At 72.6% G+C, this 17,212-nt stretch carries 18 protein-coding genes; 12 read left to right on the forward strand and 6 right to left on the reverse strand.

Annotation, left to right across the window (positions count from 1 at the left end):
* The first annotated feature begins 67 nt into the window (after positions 1-67).
* The 3 genes from ACFSE6_RS02440 (at position 68) to ACFSE6_RS02450 (ending at position 2,795) form a co-directional block, all read left to right on the forward strand.
* A complete protein-coding gene (locus ACFSE6_RS02440; RefSeq protein WP_388002106.1) occupies positions 68-886 on the forward strand; it encodes an LOG family protein in 819 nt (272 codons plus the stop codon).
* A gap of 93 nt (positions 887-979) precedes the next feature.
* A complete protein-coding gene (locus ACFSE6_RS02445) occupies positions 980-1,147 on the forward strand; it encodes a DUF3117 domain-containing protein (RefSeq protein ID WP_388002107.1) in 168 nt (55 codons plus the stop codon).
* Between the two features lie 70 nt (positions 1,148-1,217).
* On the forward strand, positions 1,218-2,795 hold the full coding sequence (locus ACFSE6_RS02450; protein ID WP_388002108.1) for a leucyl aminopeptidase family protein: 1,578 nt from the start codon (positions 1,218-1,220) through the stop codon (positions 2,793-2,795).
* A 43-nt stretch (positions 2,796-2,838) separates the two neighbouring features.
* On the opposite strand, the gene ACFSE6_RS02455 is transcribed toward ACFSE6_RS02450, so the two are convergent.
* Positions 2,839-3,471 (reverse strand): O-methyltransferase, encoded by a 633-nt coding sequence (locus ACFSE6_RS02455; RefSeq protein ID WP_388002356.1) that lies wholly within the window; start codon positions 3,469-3,471, stop codon positions 2,839-2,841.
* Positions 3,472-3,643: 172 nt separating this feature from the next.
* Here ACFSE6_RS02455 and sigE point away from each other — a divergent pair, with 172 nt between their 5' ends.
* From sigE to ACFSE6_RS02475, 4 genes are read left to right on the forward strand one after another with little or no spacing between them, the layout of a single operon-like run.
* Positions 3,644-4,243, forward strand: a complete 600-nt coding sequence (gene sigE / locus ACFSE6_RS02460) for an RNA polymerase sigma factor SigE (protein ID WP_388002357.1) — start codon at positions 3,644-3,646, stop codon at positions 4,241-4,243.
* On the forward strand, positions 4,240-5,163 hold the full coding sequence (locus ACFSE6_RS02465; RefSeq protein WP_388002109.1) for a hypothetical protein: 924 nt from the start codon (positions 4,240-4,242) through the stop codon (positions 5,161-5,163). Before sigE ends, ACFSE6_RS02465 begins: the two co-directional genes overlap by 4 nt.
* Before the next feature lie 24 nt (positions 5,164-5,187).
* The gene (locus tag ACFSE6_RS02470; RefSeq protein ID WP_388002110.1) at positions 5,188-6,687 is read left to right on the forward strand and encodes a S1C family serine protease; all 1,500 of its coding nucleotides are present in this window, start codon (positions 5,188-5,190) and stop codon (positions 6,685-6,687) included.
* A gap of 42 nt (positions 6,688-6,729) precedes the next feature.
* Positions 6,730-7,344, forward strand: coding sequence for a twin-arginine translocase TatA/TatE family subunit (locus ACFSE6_RS02475; RefSeq protein WP_388002111.1), 615 nt, complete (start codon positions 6,730-6,732; stop codon positions 7,342-7,344).
* Between the two features lie 27 nt (positions 7,345-7,371).
* On the opposite strand, the gene ACFSE6_RS02480 is transcribed toward ACFSE6_RS02475, so the two are convergent.
* Positions 7,372-8,232: an AraC family transcriptional regulator gene (locus tag ACFSE6_RS02480; protein ID WP_388002112.1), complete on the reverse strand. Its 861-nt coding sequence runs from the start codon at positions 8,230-8,232 to the stop codon at positions 7,372-7,374.
* Between the two features lie 27 nt (positions 8,233-8,259).
* On the opposite strand from ACFSE6_RS02480, the gene ACFSE6_RS02485 reads away from it, so the two are divergent.
* Positions 8,260-8,793, forward strand: a complete 534-nt coding sequence (locus tag ACFSE6_RS02485) for a VOC family protein (protein ID WP_388002113.1) — start codon at positions 8,260-8,262, stop codon at positions 8,791-8,793.
* An 18-nt stretch (positions 8,794-8,811) separates the two neighbouring features.
* On the opposite strand, the gene ACFSE6_RS02490 is transcribed toward ACFSE6_RS02485, so the two are convergent.
* Complete coding sequence (locus ACFSE6_RS02490) at positions 8,812-9,537, reverse strand: haloacid dehalogenase type II (RefSeq protein ID WP_388002114.1); 726 nt, start codon at positions 9,535-9,537, stop codon at positions 8,812-8,814.
* Here ACFSE6_RS02490 and ACFSE6_RS02495 point away from each other — a divergent pair.
* Positions 9,518-11,029 carry a C45 family autoproteolytic acyltransferase/hydolase gene (locus ACFSE6_RS02495; RefSeq protein WP_388002115.1) on the forward strand — a complete coding sequence of 504 codons (1,512 nt, stop codon included), beginning with the start codon at positions 9,518-9,520 and terminating at the stop codon, positions 11,027-11,029. The genes ACFSE6_RS02490 and ACFSE6_RS02495 overlap by 20 nt on opposite strands.
* A gap of 324 nt (positions 11,030-11,353) precedes the next feature.
* Here the strand turns inward: ACFSE6_RS02495 and ACFSE6_RS02500 are convergent, their stop codons facing one another.
* The 3 genes from ACFSE6_RS02500 to ACFSE6_RS02510 are packed head-to-tail and all read right to left on the reverse strand — an operon-like array spanning position 11,354 to position 14,404.
* Positions 11,354-12,484 (reverse strand): Mrp/NBP35 family ATP-binding protein, encoded by a 1,131-nt coding sequence (locus tag ACFSE6_RS02500; RefSeq protein ID WP_388002116.1) that lies wholly within the window; start codon positions 12,482-12,484, stop codon positions 11,354-11,356.
* Positions 12,481-13,113: a DUF1003 domain-containing protein gene (locus ACFSE6_RS02505; RefSeq protein ID WP_388002117.1), complete on the reverse strand. Its 633-nt coding sequence runs from the start codon at positions 13,111-13,113 to the stop codon at positions 12,481-12,483. Before ACFSE6_RS02505 ends, ACFSE6_RS02500 begins: the two co-directional genes overlap by 4 nt.
* Positions 13,106-14,404: a magnesium transporter MgtE N-terminal domain-containing protein gene (locus tag ACFSE6_RS02510; protein WP_465254110.1), complete on the reverse strand. Its 1,299-nt coding sequence runs from the start codon at positions 14,402-14,404 to the stop codon at positions 13,106-13,108. The genes ACFSE6_RS02505 and ACFSE6_RS02510 overlap by 8 nt, the downstream gene beginning before the upstream one ends.
* A gap of 117 nt (positions 14,405-14,521) precedes the next feature.
* Here ACFSE6_RS02510 and ACFSE6_RS02515 point away from each other — a divergent pair, with 117 nt between their 5' ends.
* The 3 genes from ACFSE6_RS02515 to ACFSE6_RS02525 are packed head-to-tail and all read left to right on the forward strand — an operon-like array spanning position 14,522 to position 17,207.
* Positions 14,522-15,385 carry a general stress protein gene (locus tag ACFSE6_RS02515; protein ID WP_388002119.1) on the forward strand — a complete coding sequence of 288 codons (864 nt, stop codon included), beginning with the start codon at positions 14,522-14,524 and terminating at the stop codon, positions 15,383-15,385.
* Entirely contained in the window at positions 15,382-16,233 is an 852-nt protein-coding gene (locus ACFSE6_RS02520; protein ID WP_388002120.1) for a sugar phosphate isomerase/epimerase family protein, read from the forward strand. Before ACFSE6_RS02515 ends, ACFSE6_RS02520 begins: the two co-directional genes overlap by 4 nt.
* 50 nt (positions 16,234-16,283) lie before the next feature.
* The gene (locus tag ACFSE6_RS02525) at positions 16,284-17,207 is read left to right on the forward strand and encodes an NADP-dependent oxidoreductase (RefSeq protein WP_388002121.1); all 924 of its coding nucleotides are present in this window, start codon (positions 16,284-16,286) and stop codon (positions 17,205-17,207) included.
* The last annotated feature ends 5 nt before the right edge of the window (positions 17,208-17,212 follow it).

The following is a 17,212-nucleotide window of genomic DNA, read 5'->3' on the forward strand; positions in this document are numbered from 1 at the left end:
CCGCGCAGCGCCGCCTCGCCGGGCGCGCTCACCCGCGAAGGCAGCGTCCGCAGGCGAGAATGGCCCCATGACACGAGAGGTGCGCTCCGACCGCGACGGCGACGATCGCGGCTACCGCAAGGGCCCGGTGCTGCTGCGCCGCGGCAAGATCCCCCGGGAGACCACGGACGCCCGGCTGCTGGCTCCCGAGCAGGATTTCGAGTGGCTGCACCAGGACCCGTGGCGGGTGATGCGCATCCAGGCGGAGTTCGTCGAGGGCTTCGGCGCCCTGGCGGACCTCGGCCCGGCCATCGCCGTCTTCGGTTCCGCGCGCATCCAGCCCGACGACGCCGAGTACGCCCTCGCCGAGGACGTCGGCCGCCGACTCGTCGAGGCGGGCTACGCCGTGGTGACCGGCGGGGGCCCAGGGGTGATGGAGGCCGCCAACAAGGGAGCCGTCGAGGCCGACGGCGTCTCCGTCGGACTGGGGATCGAGCTCCCCTTCGAACAGGGCATGAACGAGTGGGTCGATCTCGGCGTCAACTTCCGCTACTTCTTCGCTCGCAAGACGATGTTCCTCAAGTACTCCCAGGGGTTCGTCGTGCTACCCGGCGGCTTCGGGACCATGGACGAGTTGTTCGAGGCGCTCACCCTGGTGCAGACCCAGAAGGTCTCCTCCTTCCCGATCGTGCTCCTCGGCAGCGACTACTGGGGCGGGCTTATCGAGTGGCTGCAGACGTCGATGCTCGACCGCGGCACGATCTCCGAGCACGACCTCGACCTGCTGCCTGTGGTGGACACCGCGGAGGAGGCCGTGGACGCCGTGTTGCAGGGGATGGCGCAGCTCGTCCGCGAGGCGGAGGCGCAGGCCGCGGCGGCGGAGGACGCGGGCGGCGCACCCGAGTGACCTAGAATGGGTCCGGCGATCACCCCGCCGAGGGGCGGGTTCCACCCCGGGGACGGGGTGGTCGAGGATCCATGGAGAAGAGGGGTACACCAGATGGCCGCGATGAAGCCGAGGACCGGAGACGGGCCGCTCGAGGTGACCAAGGAGGGACGCGGCATCGTCATGCGCGTCCCGCTCGAGGGTGGCGGCCGCCTGGTCGTCGAGCTGAACCCGACGGAGGCCGGTGAGCTGAGCGAGGCCCTCAGCGCCGTCGCGGGCTGACCCTGTTCTTCCCGATGGCCGGTCGGCGTTCGCGCGGACCGGCCATCGCCGTCGCCATGTGGAGCCGCCCGTGAGTGAGATCCTGCCGCGGATCGCGTTGCCCGAGGTCACCCTCACCGACGCACCCCTCGAGCCGGCAGCGTCCGGCGACGTCGGCGCGATCGCGATCCCGGTCCACCCCGCGCCGGACGCCGGCGCACCGAGGCTGGGCGGCGCCGGCGAGCGGATCGCCGACCGGTACGGCGTCGACCTGCTCGCCGAAGCGAGTGCTCGCGCGGACGCCGACGGAGTGGCCGGGACCAGCGGCTGGACCCGTACCGTCCGCCTGCCGCGGGCGCTGGCGGGGCACCCACCACTGCCGTACGAGGACCTGCCCGCGGTGGTGGTCCTCCTCGGCTGGGGCGACGGGAGTCCGTCCGCGGCCCGGCGGGCCGGACTCTGCCTCGGGCGGGCCGGCGCCGGCCTCGGGCGCCTGGCACTCACCCTCGGCGACGCGCTCGACGCCGAGATCCTGCGCGCGCTCGTCGAGGGATTCCTCCTCGCCGCATACCGCATGCCCCGGACCGGTCACAGCGCCGTCCCGGGCGCCGAACCGGCTCGCATGCTCAGCCTGCACGGCCACGTCGCCGGCGGCGCGGACGCGCTCGCAGCCGCCCGCACCGCGGCCCGTGCCACCTGGCTGACCCGGCTGCTGGCCGCCACGCCGTCGAGCACCAAGAACCCGGAGTGGATGGCGCGCCAGGCGACCGCTCTGGTCTCCGACGCCCCGATGACTGGAGGTCGTCTCGCCGTCGAGGTCCACGACGAGGACTGGCTCGACCGGCAGGGGATGGAGGCCATGCTCGCTGTGGGCGGCGGCTCGGCGACTCCGCCGCGGCTGGTGGTGGTCACCTGGACACCCGACCGACCGCTGCGGTCCGTGGCCCTGGTCGGCAAGGGCATCACGTACGACACCGGCGGGCTGTCCCTCAAGCCGCGCGAGGCGATGATCCCCATGAAGACGGACATGGCGGGCTCCGCCACCGTCCTGTCCGCCGTGCTCGCCGCCGCGGACGCAGGTCTGCCCGTCCGCGTCAGCGCCGTCCTGCCCCTCGCCGAGAACGCACTGAGCGGATCCGCCTACCGCCCGGGCGACGTGGTGCGCACCTTCGACGGCACCACCGTCGAGATCTCCAACACCGACGCCGAAGGCCGCATGGTCCTCGCCGACGCCATCGGTTGGGTGGTCGATACCCTGCAGGTGGACGACGTGGTCGACGTCGCCACCCTGACCGGCGCGGCCACGCTGGGTCTTGGCCGCCACCACGCCGCGTTGTACGCGGACTCCGACGACCTCGCCGCCGCCCTGATCCGGGCCGGCCAGGACGCGGGCGAACCGGCCTGGCGCATGCCGCTGGTCGAGGACTACCGCTCGGCGCTGGCCTCCGACGTCGCCGACATCGGCCACGCGGTCAAGGACCCGAAGGTCGGGGGAGGGTCGATCACCGCCGCCCTCTTCCTCCAACGGTTCACGCGGCAGGTCCGTTGGGCGCACCTGGACATCGCCGGGGTCGGCCGGGCCGGCAAGGCCGACGGTGAGCTGCCTGCGCAGGCCCCCACCGGATTCGGCGCCCGGCTTCTGGTGCGCTGGCTCGAGAGTCTGGCCTGAGCCGAGCCGAGGAGCGAGCCGCGTCTGCGGTTCTCGCGAGGCCTCAGCGGCGCACCGCGAGCAGCACACCCTCCCCGCTGGGGAGCAGCGCGCTCGTCAGCCGCTCGTCCTCACGGATCTGCTTGCCCAGCTCGCGCACGGCAACGGTGTCCTCGTCCCGGCGTGCCGGATCGGCGACCCGGTCGTGCCACAGGGCCGCATGCACCGCGAGCACACCGCCGGACCGCAGCAGCCGCACTGCCTGATCGACCTCCTCGGCCAGTTCGGCGGGATCGGAGTCGACGAGCACCAGGTCGTAGGCCCCGTCGGCCAGGCGGGGCAGCACGTCGACCGCGCGTCCGCCGATCAACCGCGTGCGGGCCGGCTTCAGCCCCGCCTCGGCGAACGACTCGCGCGCCGCCCGCTGATGCTCGGGCTCGATGTCGATGGAGGTCAGCACGCCGTCGGTGGCCATGCCTGCCAGCAGCCACAGGCTCGCGACGCCGGTCCCGGTCCCCACCTCGGCCACGGCACGCGCCCGGGTTGCGGCCGTGACGACCCGCAGGAGCGAGCCCACGCCCGCGCTGACCGGGGTGACGCCGAGCTCCTCCGCCCGGCCACGCGCAGCGGCGACGGCCTCGTCCTCGGCGACGAACTCTTCGGTATAGGCCCAGGACTGGGCCTTGTCGGCACTGATGGTGGACCTCCCGTGGGCGAAGGGCGCTAGTTCCGCGCCGCTGACCGGTGATGGTACCGGGGAGTTGTCCCCCAGGTTCTTCCCAGGTTGCTGCGTACCATGGTGGTGGATGACCCCGGCAGATTCGTCCGCGAGCAAGGACCGGCACATGAGCGACGCCGACGCAGGTGAGATGACCCCACGCCACGACGGCGTGCCGGCTGACGTGCCCGCGGCGGAGCAGCCTGTGTGGTCGCCGCCGACCTGGGAGGAGATCGTCCGCGACCACACCCCACGGGTGTACCGGCTCGCGTACCGGCTGACCGGCAACACCGCCGATGCCGAGGATCTCACCCAGGAGACGTTCGTCCGGGTCTTCCGGTCCCTGCACAGCTACCAGCCCGGGAACTTCGAGGGCTGGCTGCACCGCATCACCACCAATCTCTTCCTCGACCAGGCCCGGCGCCGGTCCCGGCTCCGGATGGACCCGCTCGGCGAGGCGGGTGAGCGTCTGCCGGCCGCCAGTGACTCGGGCGAGCCGGAGCGCGGGTTCGAACACGCCCACCTGGACCTCGACGTCCAGGCCGCTCTGGACTCCCTGCCGCCGAAGTACCGCGCGGCCGTCGTCCTGTGCGACATCGAGGGGTTGTCCTACGAGGAGATCGCGGCGACCCTAGGGGTGAAGATGGGGACGGTGCGCTCGCGGATCCACCGGGCCCGGGCGATGCTTCGCGATCAGCTCGGGCACCGCCGGCCGGCGCGGGCGCCCGACGCGACGGCGGAGGTTGGATGAGTCATCTGCGTCACGAGATCAGTGGACTCGTCGACGGCCGGCTCGCGCCCGAGGAGGCCGAGGCTGCGCTCGAGCACGTCGTCTCGTGCGAGGAGTGCGCCGCGCTGCTCGCCGCCGAGCGGGACTTCCGGCGCCGGATGGCCGAGGCCACGGACGTCCGGCCGAGTGACGATCTCACCGCTCGTCTCGTGGGGCTGGGGGAGACCGAGGTGCCTCCCGCACCGACCGGGGCCCGCGCCGTCGTGGAGCGTGCGTGGGAACCGCTGAGCTATCGACCCGGGCGTCGCCGGCTGGCCGCCCGGGCTTCGTATGTCCTGGCCGGCACGTGTGGGGTGCTGGCGGTGCTGCTCACCCTGGGTGCGGTCTACGAGCGCACCGGCGACCCCGTCGCCATGCTCGAGGAGGCGAACGGCGAGTCGGAGACACCGCTGACGGTCGCGGCCACGGCCGAGGCCGTCGGTGACGACGCCGACGCCGACGGCACCGAGGCGGCGTTGAGTTGGCTCGACCAGCAGGGCTGGGTGGTGCCGGACCGGATGCCGGAGGGCGCCGACATCAACCTCGTCGGTTCCGCCGGCTCCGAGGGGGAGGAGGTCGTGGTGATCGAGGTGGTCCGCGACGGGCACACCGCCACCGTGGTCCAGCAGCGCGGTGTCCTCGACCTCGAGGCACTCCGCGGCCTGGACGAGTTCGAGCTCGGCGGCCACGAGATGCACTCCTTGCCCGGGCAGGCCGGTACCGTCGTCCTGCAGTGTCACGACCGGGCAGTCCTGGTCACCAGTACCGACGACCCCGCTCTGGTCCGCTCGATCGCCGCGGCCATGCCGGCGACTGAGCCCGGGCCCGCGGTCGCCGACCGGATCGACCGAGGTTGGGACACCCTTGTGGAGTGGGCGGACGTTCTGATCGAATCCCGGTGACCTCCGGGGGGACGAGGAGTCCGCATGAGCAATGATCAGCAGGGGTGGCCGCAGCCCGGCCCCTCGCCGTCGGGGCCTGGTGCCCCCGGGCCGTACGGACCGGGTCCTGGAGCCTCGGGGCAGACACCTCCGGGAGTAGGCACCCCGGCCGGCCCGGCCGGCCCGTCCAGCTCGGCACCGACCCAGGGCACGCCCGGCTCGGCAGGGCCCGGCGCCGACCAGCGCACCGGATGGGCCCCCGCGGCACCGGGCGGTTACTCGAACCCCGCTGCGCAGCAGGCCAGGCCACAGCAGGGCCCGCCGCCGCCCCAGTACGGCTCCGGCCAACCGGGCGCCGGGCAGCTCGGCCCGCCGCCTCACGGCCACCCCGGCTACGGGATGCCACCGGCACCGGGTGCCGGGATGCCACCCGTGCCCGCCGGCCCGCCGGAGCGAGGCCACCGCCAGGTCCCGGTGCTCGTCACCGTCCTGCTCGTCGTGGTCGCTCTGCTCGCCGGGACGCTGCTCGGCGGTGTCGGAGCCCGCTACCTCTTCGCCGACGATGACACCGACGCCGACGGCCCGGGCGGCGGCACGGTCGCCTCGGGTTCCGTGGCCGACGTCGCCGAGGACGTGCTCTCCTCCACCGTCTACATCCAGGCCACCAGCGGCGAGGACCGCACCGGCGAAGGCGCCTCCGGCACCGGCCTGGTGCTGCGTGAGGACGGCTACGTGGTCACCAACAACCACGTCATCGACCTCGCCGTCGCGAACGGCACGATCATCGTCGGGTTCCCGGACGGCAGCGAGGAGGAGGCCCGGGTCATCGGCAGGACCTCGGACTATGACCTCGCGGTCCTCCACGTCGAACGGGAGGGGCTCGAACCGCTCCCGCTGGCCGACTCGAACGAGGTGGTGGTCGGCGACCCCGTTGTGGCCGTCGGCGCGCCGCTGGGGCTCGAGGGCACCGTCACCACCGGTATCGTCAGCGCCCTCAACCGGCCGGTGACCGCCGGATCGGGCAACGACACCACCTTCATCAACGCCATCCAGACCGACGCCGCGATCAACCCCGGCAACTCCGGCGGACCCTTGGTCAACGCCGACGGCGAGGTCATCGGCATCAATACCGCCATCGCACAGGCGGCCACCGCGGGCGGCGCCGGCGGCAGCATCGGACTCGGCTTCGCCACCCCGTCGAACCAGGTCCGCCGCACCACTGACCAGATCATCGAGGACGGTCGCGCCACCTACCCCGTCATCGGCATCGCCCTGGACACGGGGTACGCCGGCGAGGGCGTCCAGGTCCTCGAGGACGAATCGGGTGGGACGCCGCCCGTCACGCCAGGCGGCCCTGGGGACGAGGCCGGGATCGAGCCCGGCGAGGTGATCGTGAGCATCGACGGCGAGCCGGTTACCGAACCCGACGAGCTCATCGTCGCAGTCCGCGCCCGGGCGCCGGGGGACGAGGTCGTGCTCGGGGTGCGGCGCGGGAACGGCGTCGAGGAGGTCACTGTGGTCCTCGACGAGGAAGTGAGCAACTGACCCGGCACCGGTCGGGGCTCGCGTACCCGTATCCTGGAGCGCGTGTTCGGGATCAACGGTGGTGAGCTGGTCGTCCTCGCCATCCTTGCGTTCCTCCTCATCGGGCCGGAACGTCTCCCCGAGCTCGCCCAGCAGCTCGCTCGGGTGACCCGCGAGGTCAAGCGGATCGCCATGGGAGCGCGCGAGAAGGTGCGCGAAGAGCTCGGCCCGGAGTTCGACGACCTGGCCGCCCTTGATCCTCGTCAGTACGATCCGCGGCGCATCGTGCGTGAGGCCCTGGCCGAGGACGATCCGCCGCCCCGGCCGTCGCGGCCACGGGCGGCTCGCCGTCCCTCGGAACGCCCCGCGGCACGGCGCACCGGCAGCGGTGGCTCGACGGGCGCTGCAGCCGCCACCGCCGCGGGAGCCGCCGCCGTCGCGGCCGGGGCGAACCGCTCCTCGGCCCAGGGAGAGCACAGCGCCGACTCCGGCGACGGCGCGGGAGAGACGGCGCAGACGTCCGCCGCGTCCGGCGACGGGACCGCGGCCGGGTCCGCCGAGGCCGCCTCGGGCAACGGGACAGCCACCGGCGACCGATCCGGCAACGGTCGAGCCACACCGCCCTCGGAGGACGAGGCGGAGTCTTACCTCGTTCCGTTCGACGATGAAGCCACCTGAGCACCGTCACCGCTCCGGCTCGGCGACCTAACCGGCGCGATAGCGCGACGGCGGGACACCGACCATCGCGGTGAAGGCCCGGGTGAAGTGGGCCTGGTCCGCGAACCCCAGCGACGCGGCCAGCGCGGCCAGGTCCTCGCCGGCTCCCGCGTCGATCGCCGACGCCGCGTCCTGCAGCCGATACCGCCGCAGCACCGACAGCGGCGAGACGCCGACGTAGCGGGTGAACAGCCGCTGCAGCGTGCGCGGGGATGTCGCCACGGCCTCGGCCACCGGCCCGAGGGAGACCTGCTCGCGCTGCCGCATGAGCTCGACGGCGGTCCGCACCGTCGCATACCCGCCGTCCTCGCGTACGCGGTCCAGCCGCGGAGCCAGCAGCTGACCGACGGCGTCGGCGAAGAGGCGCAACCTGACTGATTCCTCGGGTTCGGCCAGCACCGCCGCGCGCAGGTGGTCGATCTCCATGCCGAACACGGTCGCCGCCGTCACGACCCGGCCGGTGAGTGCGCGGACGTCGGCATCCAGCAGCGCGGCGAGCCCGCCGGGACGGAACGCCACTCCGGCGACCCGTCCGGCGGTCGGCAGGTCGGCGGTGAACAGTCGGGTGACGACGCCGTGCACGAGAGCCTGCGGCATGTCGTGTCCGTGCATGGCGCCGTCGGCGTCCTCGACGGTCAGGTGGAGCACCGGATGGCCGAGGACCTGTGCGCGGAACGGCGTCACCCGGTCCCGGCGCCAGTGCACCCACCAGTAGTGACTGACCACCAGGTCGGCCGGATCCGGCACCGCCTCGCGTCCGGTCTCATACACCTCGGGCCCGGCCCGCGGCCACAGCACACCGGCCGGCCGCGTCCCCGGCCGAGGCTGTCGCGAATGTTCAAGCCGCACACCGCGAGCGTAGGCAACCGTGGGGACATGACCGAGAGCACAGCGCACCGCACGCCCACGACGCACGCCGCCACGCAGCCCACCGTCCCGGCGACGGACTTCCGGCCGGCCGGATTCACCGCCCTGACCCCGATGGTCGTGGTCTCGCCTGCCGCCGAGGCGATCGACTTCTACACCGAGATCTTCGGCGCACGGGTGACCACCCGGATGGACGGGCCGGACGGCTCCGTCTGGCATGCGGAGCTCGACCTCGGCGCCGGCCGGATGCAGGTCATGGACCCGAACGAGCAGTTCCACGCCGTCGCGGCCGACCCGACACGCGACGACGCACAGTTCAGTCTCGCCCTGTACGTTCCCGACGTCGACGCGGTGGTTGCGGCCGCGCGTGCCCGAGGTGCCCGCGTGCGCGAGGAGACGGCCGACTTCGACGTCACGGGCGACCGCTTCGCCTCCATCCAGGACCCGTATGGCGTGCGGTGGACGCTCATGTGCCGCGTGAGCCACAAGAGCGACGCGGAGATCCAGCAGGGGCTCGACGCCTGGGCCGCCTCGATGGGGTAGACGCCGAGGCGGGCGGGACTAGGACACTGGGCCGCCGAAACCGGACGCCTGGTCCAACCGTTGTAGCTGGTCGGCGAGATCGGCCAGATCCGCGGCGTGCAGGTCGAACCTCTCGCCCGGGCGCGGCGGGTCGCCGTCGGGACGTGGCACGTACGCGGTCCGCATGCCGGCGGTAGCAGCGGCGCGTAGGTCCCACGCGTGCGCGGCTACCATGATCGGCGTGCCGGAGTCTGCCGGTACCGCTGCCATGGCCGTCGCGTATACGGCGGGGTCCGGCTTGTAGGCCGCGGCGTCCTCGGCCGAGAGGACCTGGTGCCAGCGCAGGCCGGTGTGTGCGCTGAGCCCGGAGAGGGTGCGGCGGCCGGCGTTCGACAGTCCGAGGACGGGGCGCATCCGGGCCAGCCGGTCGATCCCGGCCACGCTGTCCGGCCAGGGATTCAGTCGCTCGGAGGTGTCCGCCAGTGCCTCTGCGGCCGAGGCTGGGATCGCATCCGTGCGGACCAGATGGTCCACCGCCTCGCGGTCGAGCACGTGGCTCGGGGCGAACGGCCGGGAACCGTTGTTGATCGCGCGTTCGTGGTCGGCGACGACGTCCAGCCACCGCGCGGCCGCTCGGGTCGCGGAGTTTGCGTCAAGACCGGTGGCCTCGCGGAGGCGGTCACGCAGGCTCCCGGCCTGGTCGATGAGAGTGCCCAGGATGTCGAAGACGAGCGCGGGACGGCGGATGAGCGGCGTGCTGGTCACGCGGCAACGCTATCCGGAGCCACTGACGTCGCGGCCGGCGCGCGTACCCGGGGCGGTCGGGGACAGCGGCCCCGCGCAGGCGGGTACCGTCGCCCAGGTGGGTGTGCACACCTGGACCAGCGACGCCGCCTCGCCGTCGGTACGCGGCACCGAGTACGGCCGCACGTTCGCGTCGGCATTGGCGAACGCGGTGCGCCAGTACCTCGCGCTCTTCGCGAGCTACGGCATGACCGGGGCTCAGGCCCGGTACCACGCCGAGACGTCTGCGTCGGCCGTGGCCGCGCACGCGCCCGAGCTCGTCGAGGAGGTCGGGACGCTCGCGCGGGCGGCCGGTCTCGAGGAATGGCAGGTCTGGGCGCTGAACGCCCGGACCGAGATCCTCGCCGCCGCCCGGTCCGCGGCCAGTGAGTGCTCGACGGCGGTTCACCTGCCACCCGACGGCGGCGCGCCACGGACGTTCCAGACCTGGGACTGGGTGCCGGGTGTCGGCGACGACCTGGTCGCGGCGAGGTATCCGACCGCGGCAGGGATCGGCGTCGTCACCGTGGCCGAGGCGGGCCAGGTGGCCAAGTTCGGCGTATCCACCCATGGCGTCGGCGTGCACCTGAACATCCTCAACCACGCCACGGACGGCGGCGGGGGAGGAGTACCCGTGCATGTCCTCGCCCGCATGCTCCTCGAGCGCGCCGAGACCCTCGAGGAGGCGATCGCGATCGCCCGGTCGGTGTCGGTCACCGCCTCGACCGTGCTGACCGTGGTCACCGCCGAACCGGCCGCCGCGTGCCTGGAGATCTCACCCGCCGGTGTCGGCGTCGTGCGGGCACGGTCCGGGACCACGTTGGTGCACGCGAATCACTTCCTCGATCCCGAGCTCGCGGCCGGCGAGGCGGTCCCGACGGACAGCACCACCTGGGCCCGCATGGACTGCCTCACCGCACACGCCGACCTGATCGCCCTATCGCCGCCGGTCGAACGAGCCCGCGCGCTCGGCAGTCTCCCGCGGGCACCCATCTCGGTCCGCCCGACCCCGGCGCTGCCGGCATACCGGCGCTCCGAGACCAAGCTGACCCTCGCGCTCGACGTCGCCGGCACGGCGGTCGAGTACCACCCGGGCGCGCCGGCCGACGTCACCGTCGAGGGATGGCGCCGAGCGGGTATATGGGCGCCGACCGCCACGCCCAGGCGTCATCGGCCCGGCCATGAGGACGGTAGCCGGACCGCACGCCCGGCAGCGGCACGGATCTCGCCGACGTCGAGCGTGGTGACCGACTCGGCCACCTCGCGTTCCGGCCAGGAGCACACGACGCGGAGCGGTCCGGCAGTCGGGAGCGGCGCGAGCCAGAAGGTCACCTCCGCCCAGGTGTCCGTGGCCTGGGACCGACGTGGTGAGAGGGTGTGCGCCTGGTCCCCGTCGTGCAGGTCACCCGCGGTGAGAACCGTGCCGTCCGCCAGGTGGAGCGCCAGCCGGAGGGCTCCCGGGACCGGGTGGTGACGCGGGTGGTCCCACCCGGTCACGAGGACTCCCAGGTCCCGCTCCGCGTCGGGGGACATCACGGTGAGCGTCAGGCTGACGCCAGTAGGGAAGCAACCGAGCGGGTGGAGCGCGACGACGGCGCCCGGCCCCTGGCCGAGCACGGCACCGGCCGGCGTGGCGCCCGGGACGACGTCGTGCGGTGGCCCCGACCATCGCGGCAGGCCAGCAGCGTCGGTGCCTCGGTAGTACATCCCGAGCACGCTATTCGGAAAGGATCGCTCGCGTCGGCGTTCCTCGGGCGCACCTCGGCCGGGCCCTCGAACGCGGCTCAGTCTGCCAGGCTCAGCCCACGGGGCTGATGCCGAGCGACCGGCCCGACAGGCCACGGGCACGGTGGCTCAATGAACGGGCGAGAGACTGCAGCGCCTGCTTCGCCGGCGTGTCCTCCTCGCGCAGCACGAGCGGCGTGCCGGTGTCGCTCGCCTCGCGCAGCACCTGCTCGATCGGCACCTGGGCGAGCAGTGGCACCTCGTAGCCGAGGCCCTTGGCGAGCTCGGCCGAGACCTGCTCACCGCCGCCGGAGCCGAACAGCTCCACCCGGGTGCCGTCCGGCTGGTCCAGCCAAGACATGTTCTCCACGACGCCGACCACGCGCTGATTGGTCTGCTCGGCGACGATGCCCGCCCGCTGGGCGACCTCGGCGGCAGCCACCTGCGGTGTAGTGACGACGAGGATCTCGGAGTTCGGCAGCATCTGGGCCACCGAGATCGCGATGTCACCGGTGCCGGGAGGAAGGTCGAGCAGCAGGACGTCCAGGTCACCCCAGAAGACGTCGGAGAGGAACTGCTGCAATGCCCGGTGCAACATCGGTCCGCGCCAGACCACCGGACGGCCGTCCTGGGTGAACATGCCGATCGAGATGACCTTCACGTCTTTGGCCACCGGCGGCATGATCATGTCATCGACCTTGGTGGGTGGCAGCTCCACGCCCAGCATCCGGGGGATGGAGAAACCGTAGATGTCGGCGTCGACCACGCCGACCTTGAGCCCGTCGGCTGCCATGGCCGCGGCGAGGTTCGCGGTGACCGAGGACTTGCCGACCCCGCCCTTGCCGGAGGTGACGGCGTAGATCCGGGTCAGCGAGTCCGGCTTGCTGAACGGGATCTCCGGCTCGCCCATGCCGCCGCGCAGCATTGACCGCAGCTCCTTGCGCTGCTCCTCGGTCATCACCCCCATGTCGACGCGCACGTCGGAGACGCCCTCCATAGCGCCGACGACGTCGGTCACGTCCTTGGTGATGGTGTCCTTGAGCGGACAGCCCGCGGTGGTCAGGTCCACCCCGACGACCACCTGCCCGTCCGGTTCGACCTCGACCGACCGGACCATCTTCAGCTCGGTGATGGGGCGACGGATCTCCGGGTCGATGACCTTGACCAGCTCCGCCTGCACGGCCTCGATGGTGGGTGCGCTCATGTCCCCATCGTAGGTGCCGAGCCAGGTTCTTCGCCGGGACGGTCATTGCGGTCCATGTCACCGGCGCGCTGTCCGCCCGGCGCGTCCTCGCCGTTGTCGTCGCCGTCGTCGGCCTGCGCCATCTGCGCCAGCTCGACCTCCAGTTCGCGGATGCGCGCCTCGCGCTCCTCCACGATGTCCTCCAGCAACCCGCGCAGCTCCGAGCGGACGAAGTCGCGGGTCGCCACCTCACCGAGGGCCATCCGCACCGCGGCCATCTCCCGTGCCAGGTACTCGGTGTCGGCGAGGTTCCGCTCGGCCCGCTGCCGGTCCTGCTCGTTGCTCACCCGGTCGCGGTCGTCCTGCCGGTTCTGGGCCAGCAGGATCAGCGGCGCCGCGTAGGACGCCTGCAGCGAGAGCATGAGCGTCAACGCCGTGAAACCGAACTCGGAGGAGTCGAACCGCAGCTGCTCCGGACCGAAGGTGTTCCACACCAGCCACAGCGCGCAGAACAAGGTCAGATAGATCAGGAACCGCGCGGTGCCCATGAAGCGGGCGATCGCCTCCGCGCCGTTGCCGAAGAACTCCGGATCGACACGGGGCCGGCGCCACCGGCGCCCCTCCGAGGGCGTGTCGAGTCGCTCAGCCATGGGCGGTCCTCGTCATCGCCTCGTCGGTGACCTCCTCGTCGGCGCCGCGCCAGTTGTCCGGGAGCAGGTTGTCCAGCACGTCGTCGACCGAGACCGCCCCGAGCAGCCGGCGGTCGGCGTCCACCACCGGCAACGCCGTGAGGTTGTACGTGGCGAGCAGGCGGGTCGCCTTGCCGATGTCGTCCTCGGGCAGCAGCTGCTCGACGTCCTTGTCCAGGATGCCGCCGATGAGCTCGTGCGGCGGTTCGCGCAGCGCCCGTTGCAGATGCACGACGCCGAGGAACCGCCCGGTCGGCGTCTCCAACGGCGGGCGGACCACGAACAGCATCGCCGACAAGGCCGGTGTCACGTCCTGGCGTCGGGCGTGCGCCAGCGCCGTGGCCACCGTGACCTCGGGGGAGAGGACCAATGGCTCGGTGGTCATCAGCCCACCGGCCGTGTACGGCTCGTAGACCAGCAGTCGGCGCACGTCCTTGGCTTCCTCGGGCTCCATCCGCGCCAGCAGCTCGGCGGCCTTCTCCGCCGGCAGCTCCCGGAACAGGTCGGCGGCGTCGTCGGGTTCCATGGCGTCGAGCACCGCACCGGCGCGCTCGAGGTCCAGCGAGGAGACGATCTCCACCCGGTCGTCCTCGCCGAGCTCCTCGAGCACGTCCGCGAGCCGCTCATCGGGCAGCCCGGAGGCCACCTCGAGCCGCCGTGCGGTGGGCAGCTCGTGCAGCACGTCGGCGAGGTCGGCGGCCTTGAGGTCCTCCAGCGTGGCCAGCAGCGACGTCACGCCCTGCTGCTCGGGCGTCCCGGCAAGACCGTTGATCTCGTCGATGTCGACGACCACGCCCTCGCCGCGCCGGCCCATGAGCCCGCCCCGGCCGGCTCGCCGGACGAAGACCTTGGTGATGTGCCAGTCCCGGTTGCGCTGCTGCTCCATCGCCACGTCCTGGACCGTGCCGCCCCCGGAACCATCCCGGAATGTGACCTGACGGTCGAGCAACTGGCCGACGACGAGCGTCTCCGTGGCTCGCTGCTCGAACCGCCGGATGTTGAGCAGGCCCGTGGTGATGACTGCACCGGCGTCGATGCTCGTCACCCTGGTCAGGGGGAGGAACACCCGGCGCTTGCCGCTCACCTCCACGACTAGGCCGACCGCCCGAGGCGCGCCACGTAGCCGCATGATGACGACGACGTCGTGCACCCGGCCGACCTGGTCCCCGAGTGGATCGAAGACGGCGGTGCCCTTCAGCCGGGCGAGATACACGCGGCTGACCGTCGGACGGGGCGTCGGCTGGGTCACCAGGCCAGGGTAGCCAGCGACGAAGCCGACGGCGCGGGTGTGAGCCGCGCACGGTGACCGAGCCGACAGCCAGGTGTGTTGGCACCCTGCGCCGCAACAGAGGAAGATCGTGGTATGTCCATGAGCGGCCGGCAGACACGCGCCAACGTCCCCACCATGCCCACGGGGGTCGAGGTCGCCTCCTACAAGACGTATCTCGAGGCCCAGAAGGCCGTCGACCACCTCTCGGACAAGGCTTTTCCCGTCCAGCACGTGACGATCGTCGGTACCGACCTGCGCATGGTCGAACGCATCACGGGCCGGTTGACCTATGCCCGGGTCGCCGGCGCCGGCGCGATGAGCGGTGCCTGGTTCGGTCTGCTCATCTCGCTCCTGCTGTGGATGTTCCTGCCCGACGGGCAGTTCCCGCTGCTCGCCGGCGTGCTCATGGGTGCGGCGTTCGGCATTCTCGCCGCCGTCGTCTCCTACGCACTGACCGGCGGCAAGCGCGACTTCACCTCTGCCAGCCAGGTCGTCGCGTCGCGGTACGCGGTGCTGTGCGAGTCCGAGCATGCCGCGGACGCCGGACGGATCCTCACCGAGGGCGGATACGCCGGACGCGTGCGCCAGGCCACCGGGCCCACCACGCCCACTGGTTCCGGCACGCCCGGATCGCCCGGACAGCCGCAGTACGGCGCCAACTCCCCGCAGTACGGCACCAACCCGCCGCAGTACGGCGCCACCGCGCACGGTGAACAGCCCGGCCCCGGCCAACCGGACCAGCCCACCGGACCGTACGGGACCAACCCGCCCCCCGGGCCCCAACCGGGCGGCTCGCCGGCCCGCCCGCAGGGCGGCAGCGGCACGACGCCCTCGTCGGCGCCGTCCTCGGACGACGGGCGCAGTGAGCGGCCGAAGTACGGGCTGCGGCTGGAGGATCTGGAAGGACAGGGCCCCGGCCACCAGCAGGACAACGCCTCGGGTGAGGCCGGAAGCCGGGGATGAGCCGGTCGATCCCTGTCGGGCTGTCCACCTCGTCCGTCTACCCGGGCAGCGTGGCGGCCACCTTCGCTCTCGCCGAGGACCTCGGGTACGACGGCGTCGAGGTCATGGTGTTGCGCGACCCGGACAGCCAGAGCGCGGAGCGGATCCGCCGGCTGTCCGAGGCTCACGGCATGCCGGTGCTGGCGATCCATGCCCCGACGCTGCTGCTCACCCAGGGCGTGTGGGGCAACGACCCGTGGGACAAGATCGACCGGGCCACCGAGCTGGCGCACGACGTCGGCGCCGACGTCGTCGTCATCCACCCGCCGTTCCGGTGGCAGCGCAACTATGCCGAGCACTTCGTCGGCGCCGTCGCCGAGCGTGAGCGACTCGACGGCATGCGCCTGGCGGTGGAGAACATGTTCCCCTGGCGGGCGCGCACCCGCCGCCGTGAGCGCACCATGCAGGCGTACCTGCCCGGCTGGGACCCGCTCGAGCACGACTACCGTTCCGTCACGCTCGACCTCTCCCACACCGCCACCGCCGGGCTGGACCACGACGCCGCCCTCGCCATGGCCGACGAGCTGGGGGACCGGCTGGCGCACCTGCACCTCGCCGACGGCACCTCGAGCTTCATGGACGAGCATCTCGTCCCCGGCACCGGGTCCCAACCGTGCGCCGAGGTGCTGCACATGCTCGGTGCCCAGGACTTCGGCGGCGCCGTCGTCGTCGAGGTCAACACCCGGAAGATGTCGACCGTCGCGCAACGTTCGGCGCTGGCGGACTCGCTGCACTTCGCCCGCACCCACCTCGAGGCCGGCGCCCGTACCCGCCGCCGCCGGCCCGTGGAGGTTCCCGAGGAGGGCTGAGTCCGCAGCCGGCAGGAATACCCGACGGCGGACCGCCCGTTGCCCCGGACATGCGAGCCATCACCTACTCCCGTTACGGCGAGGCCGACGTCCTCGAACTCGGCGACGTCCCCACACCGCACCCGGGGCCCGACAGCGTCGTGGTCCGCGTCAAGGCGGCGGGTGTGAACCCGGTCGACTGGAAGATCCGCCAGGGCCACCTCGACGGTCTGCTGGACATCCAGTTCCCGGTGATCCCGGGATGGGACGTGGCCGGCGTCGTCGAGGAGGTCGGCCTGGACACCCCGGAGTTCGAGGTCGGCGACGAGGTCTTCGGCTACGTGCGCAAGGACTGGGTCCATGCCGGCACGTTCGCCGAGTACGTCGCGGCGCCGGTGCGCACCCTCGCGCACAAGCCCGCGGCGCTCAGCTTCGAGGAGGCCGCCGGTGTGCCGCTGGCCGGACTGACTGCCTACCAGAGCATCCACCGCGCCGGCGTGCGCGAGGGCCAGGCGGTCGTGGTGCACGGCGCCGCGGGCGGCGTCGGCTCCTTCGCCGTCCAGATCGCCCGCACGCTCGGCGCCCGGGTGATCGGCACGGCGAGCGAGGCGAACCACGAGTACCTTCGCTCGCTCGGTGCCGAGCCGGTCACCTACGGCGACGGCCTGAGCGACCGGCTGCGCGAGCTCGCGCCCGACGGCGTCGACGTCGCCGTGGACTTCGCCGGAGCGGACGCCGTCGCGCAGTCGGTGCCGGTCCTCGCCCCGGGCGGCGTCGTCGCCTCGGTCGTCGATCCGGCCGCCCGTGACGAGCACGGCGGCCACTACGTGTGGGTCCGCCCGGACAGCGACGACCTCGAGGTGCTCGCCGAGCTCGCCGACACCGAGCGGCTCCGGGTCGAGATCGCCGAGGCCTTCGACCTTGCCGACGCCGCCGCGGCGCACCGGACCAACGAGTCCGGCCACACCCGCGGCAAGGTCGTCGTGCGGGTCTGAACCCG

Origin of the sequence: Georgenia deserti, from assembly GCF_042680605.1 — a bacterium.
Classification (GTDB): Bacteria; Actinomycetota; Actinomycetes; order Actinomycetales; family Actinomycetaceae; genus Allobogoriella; species Allobogoriella deserti.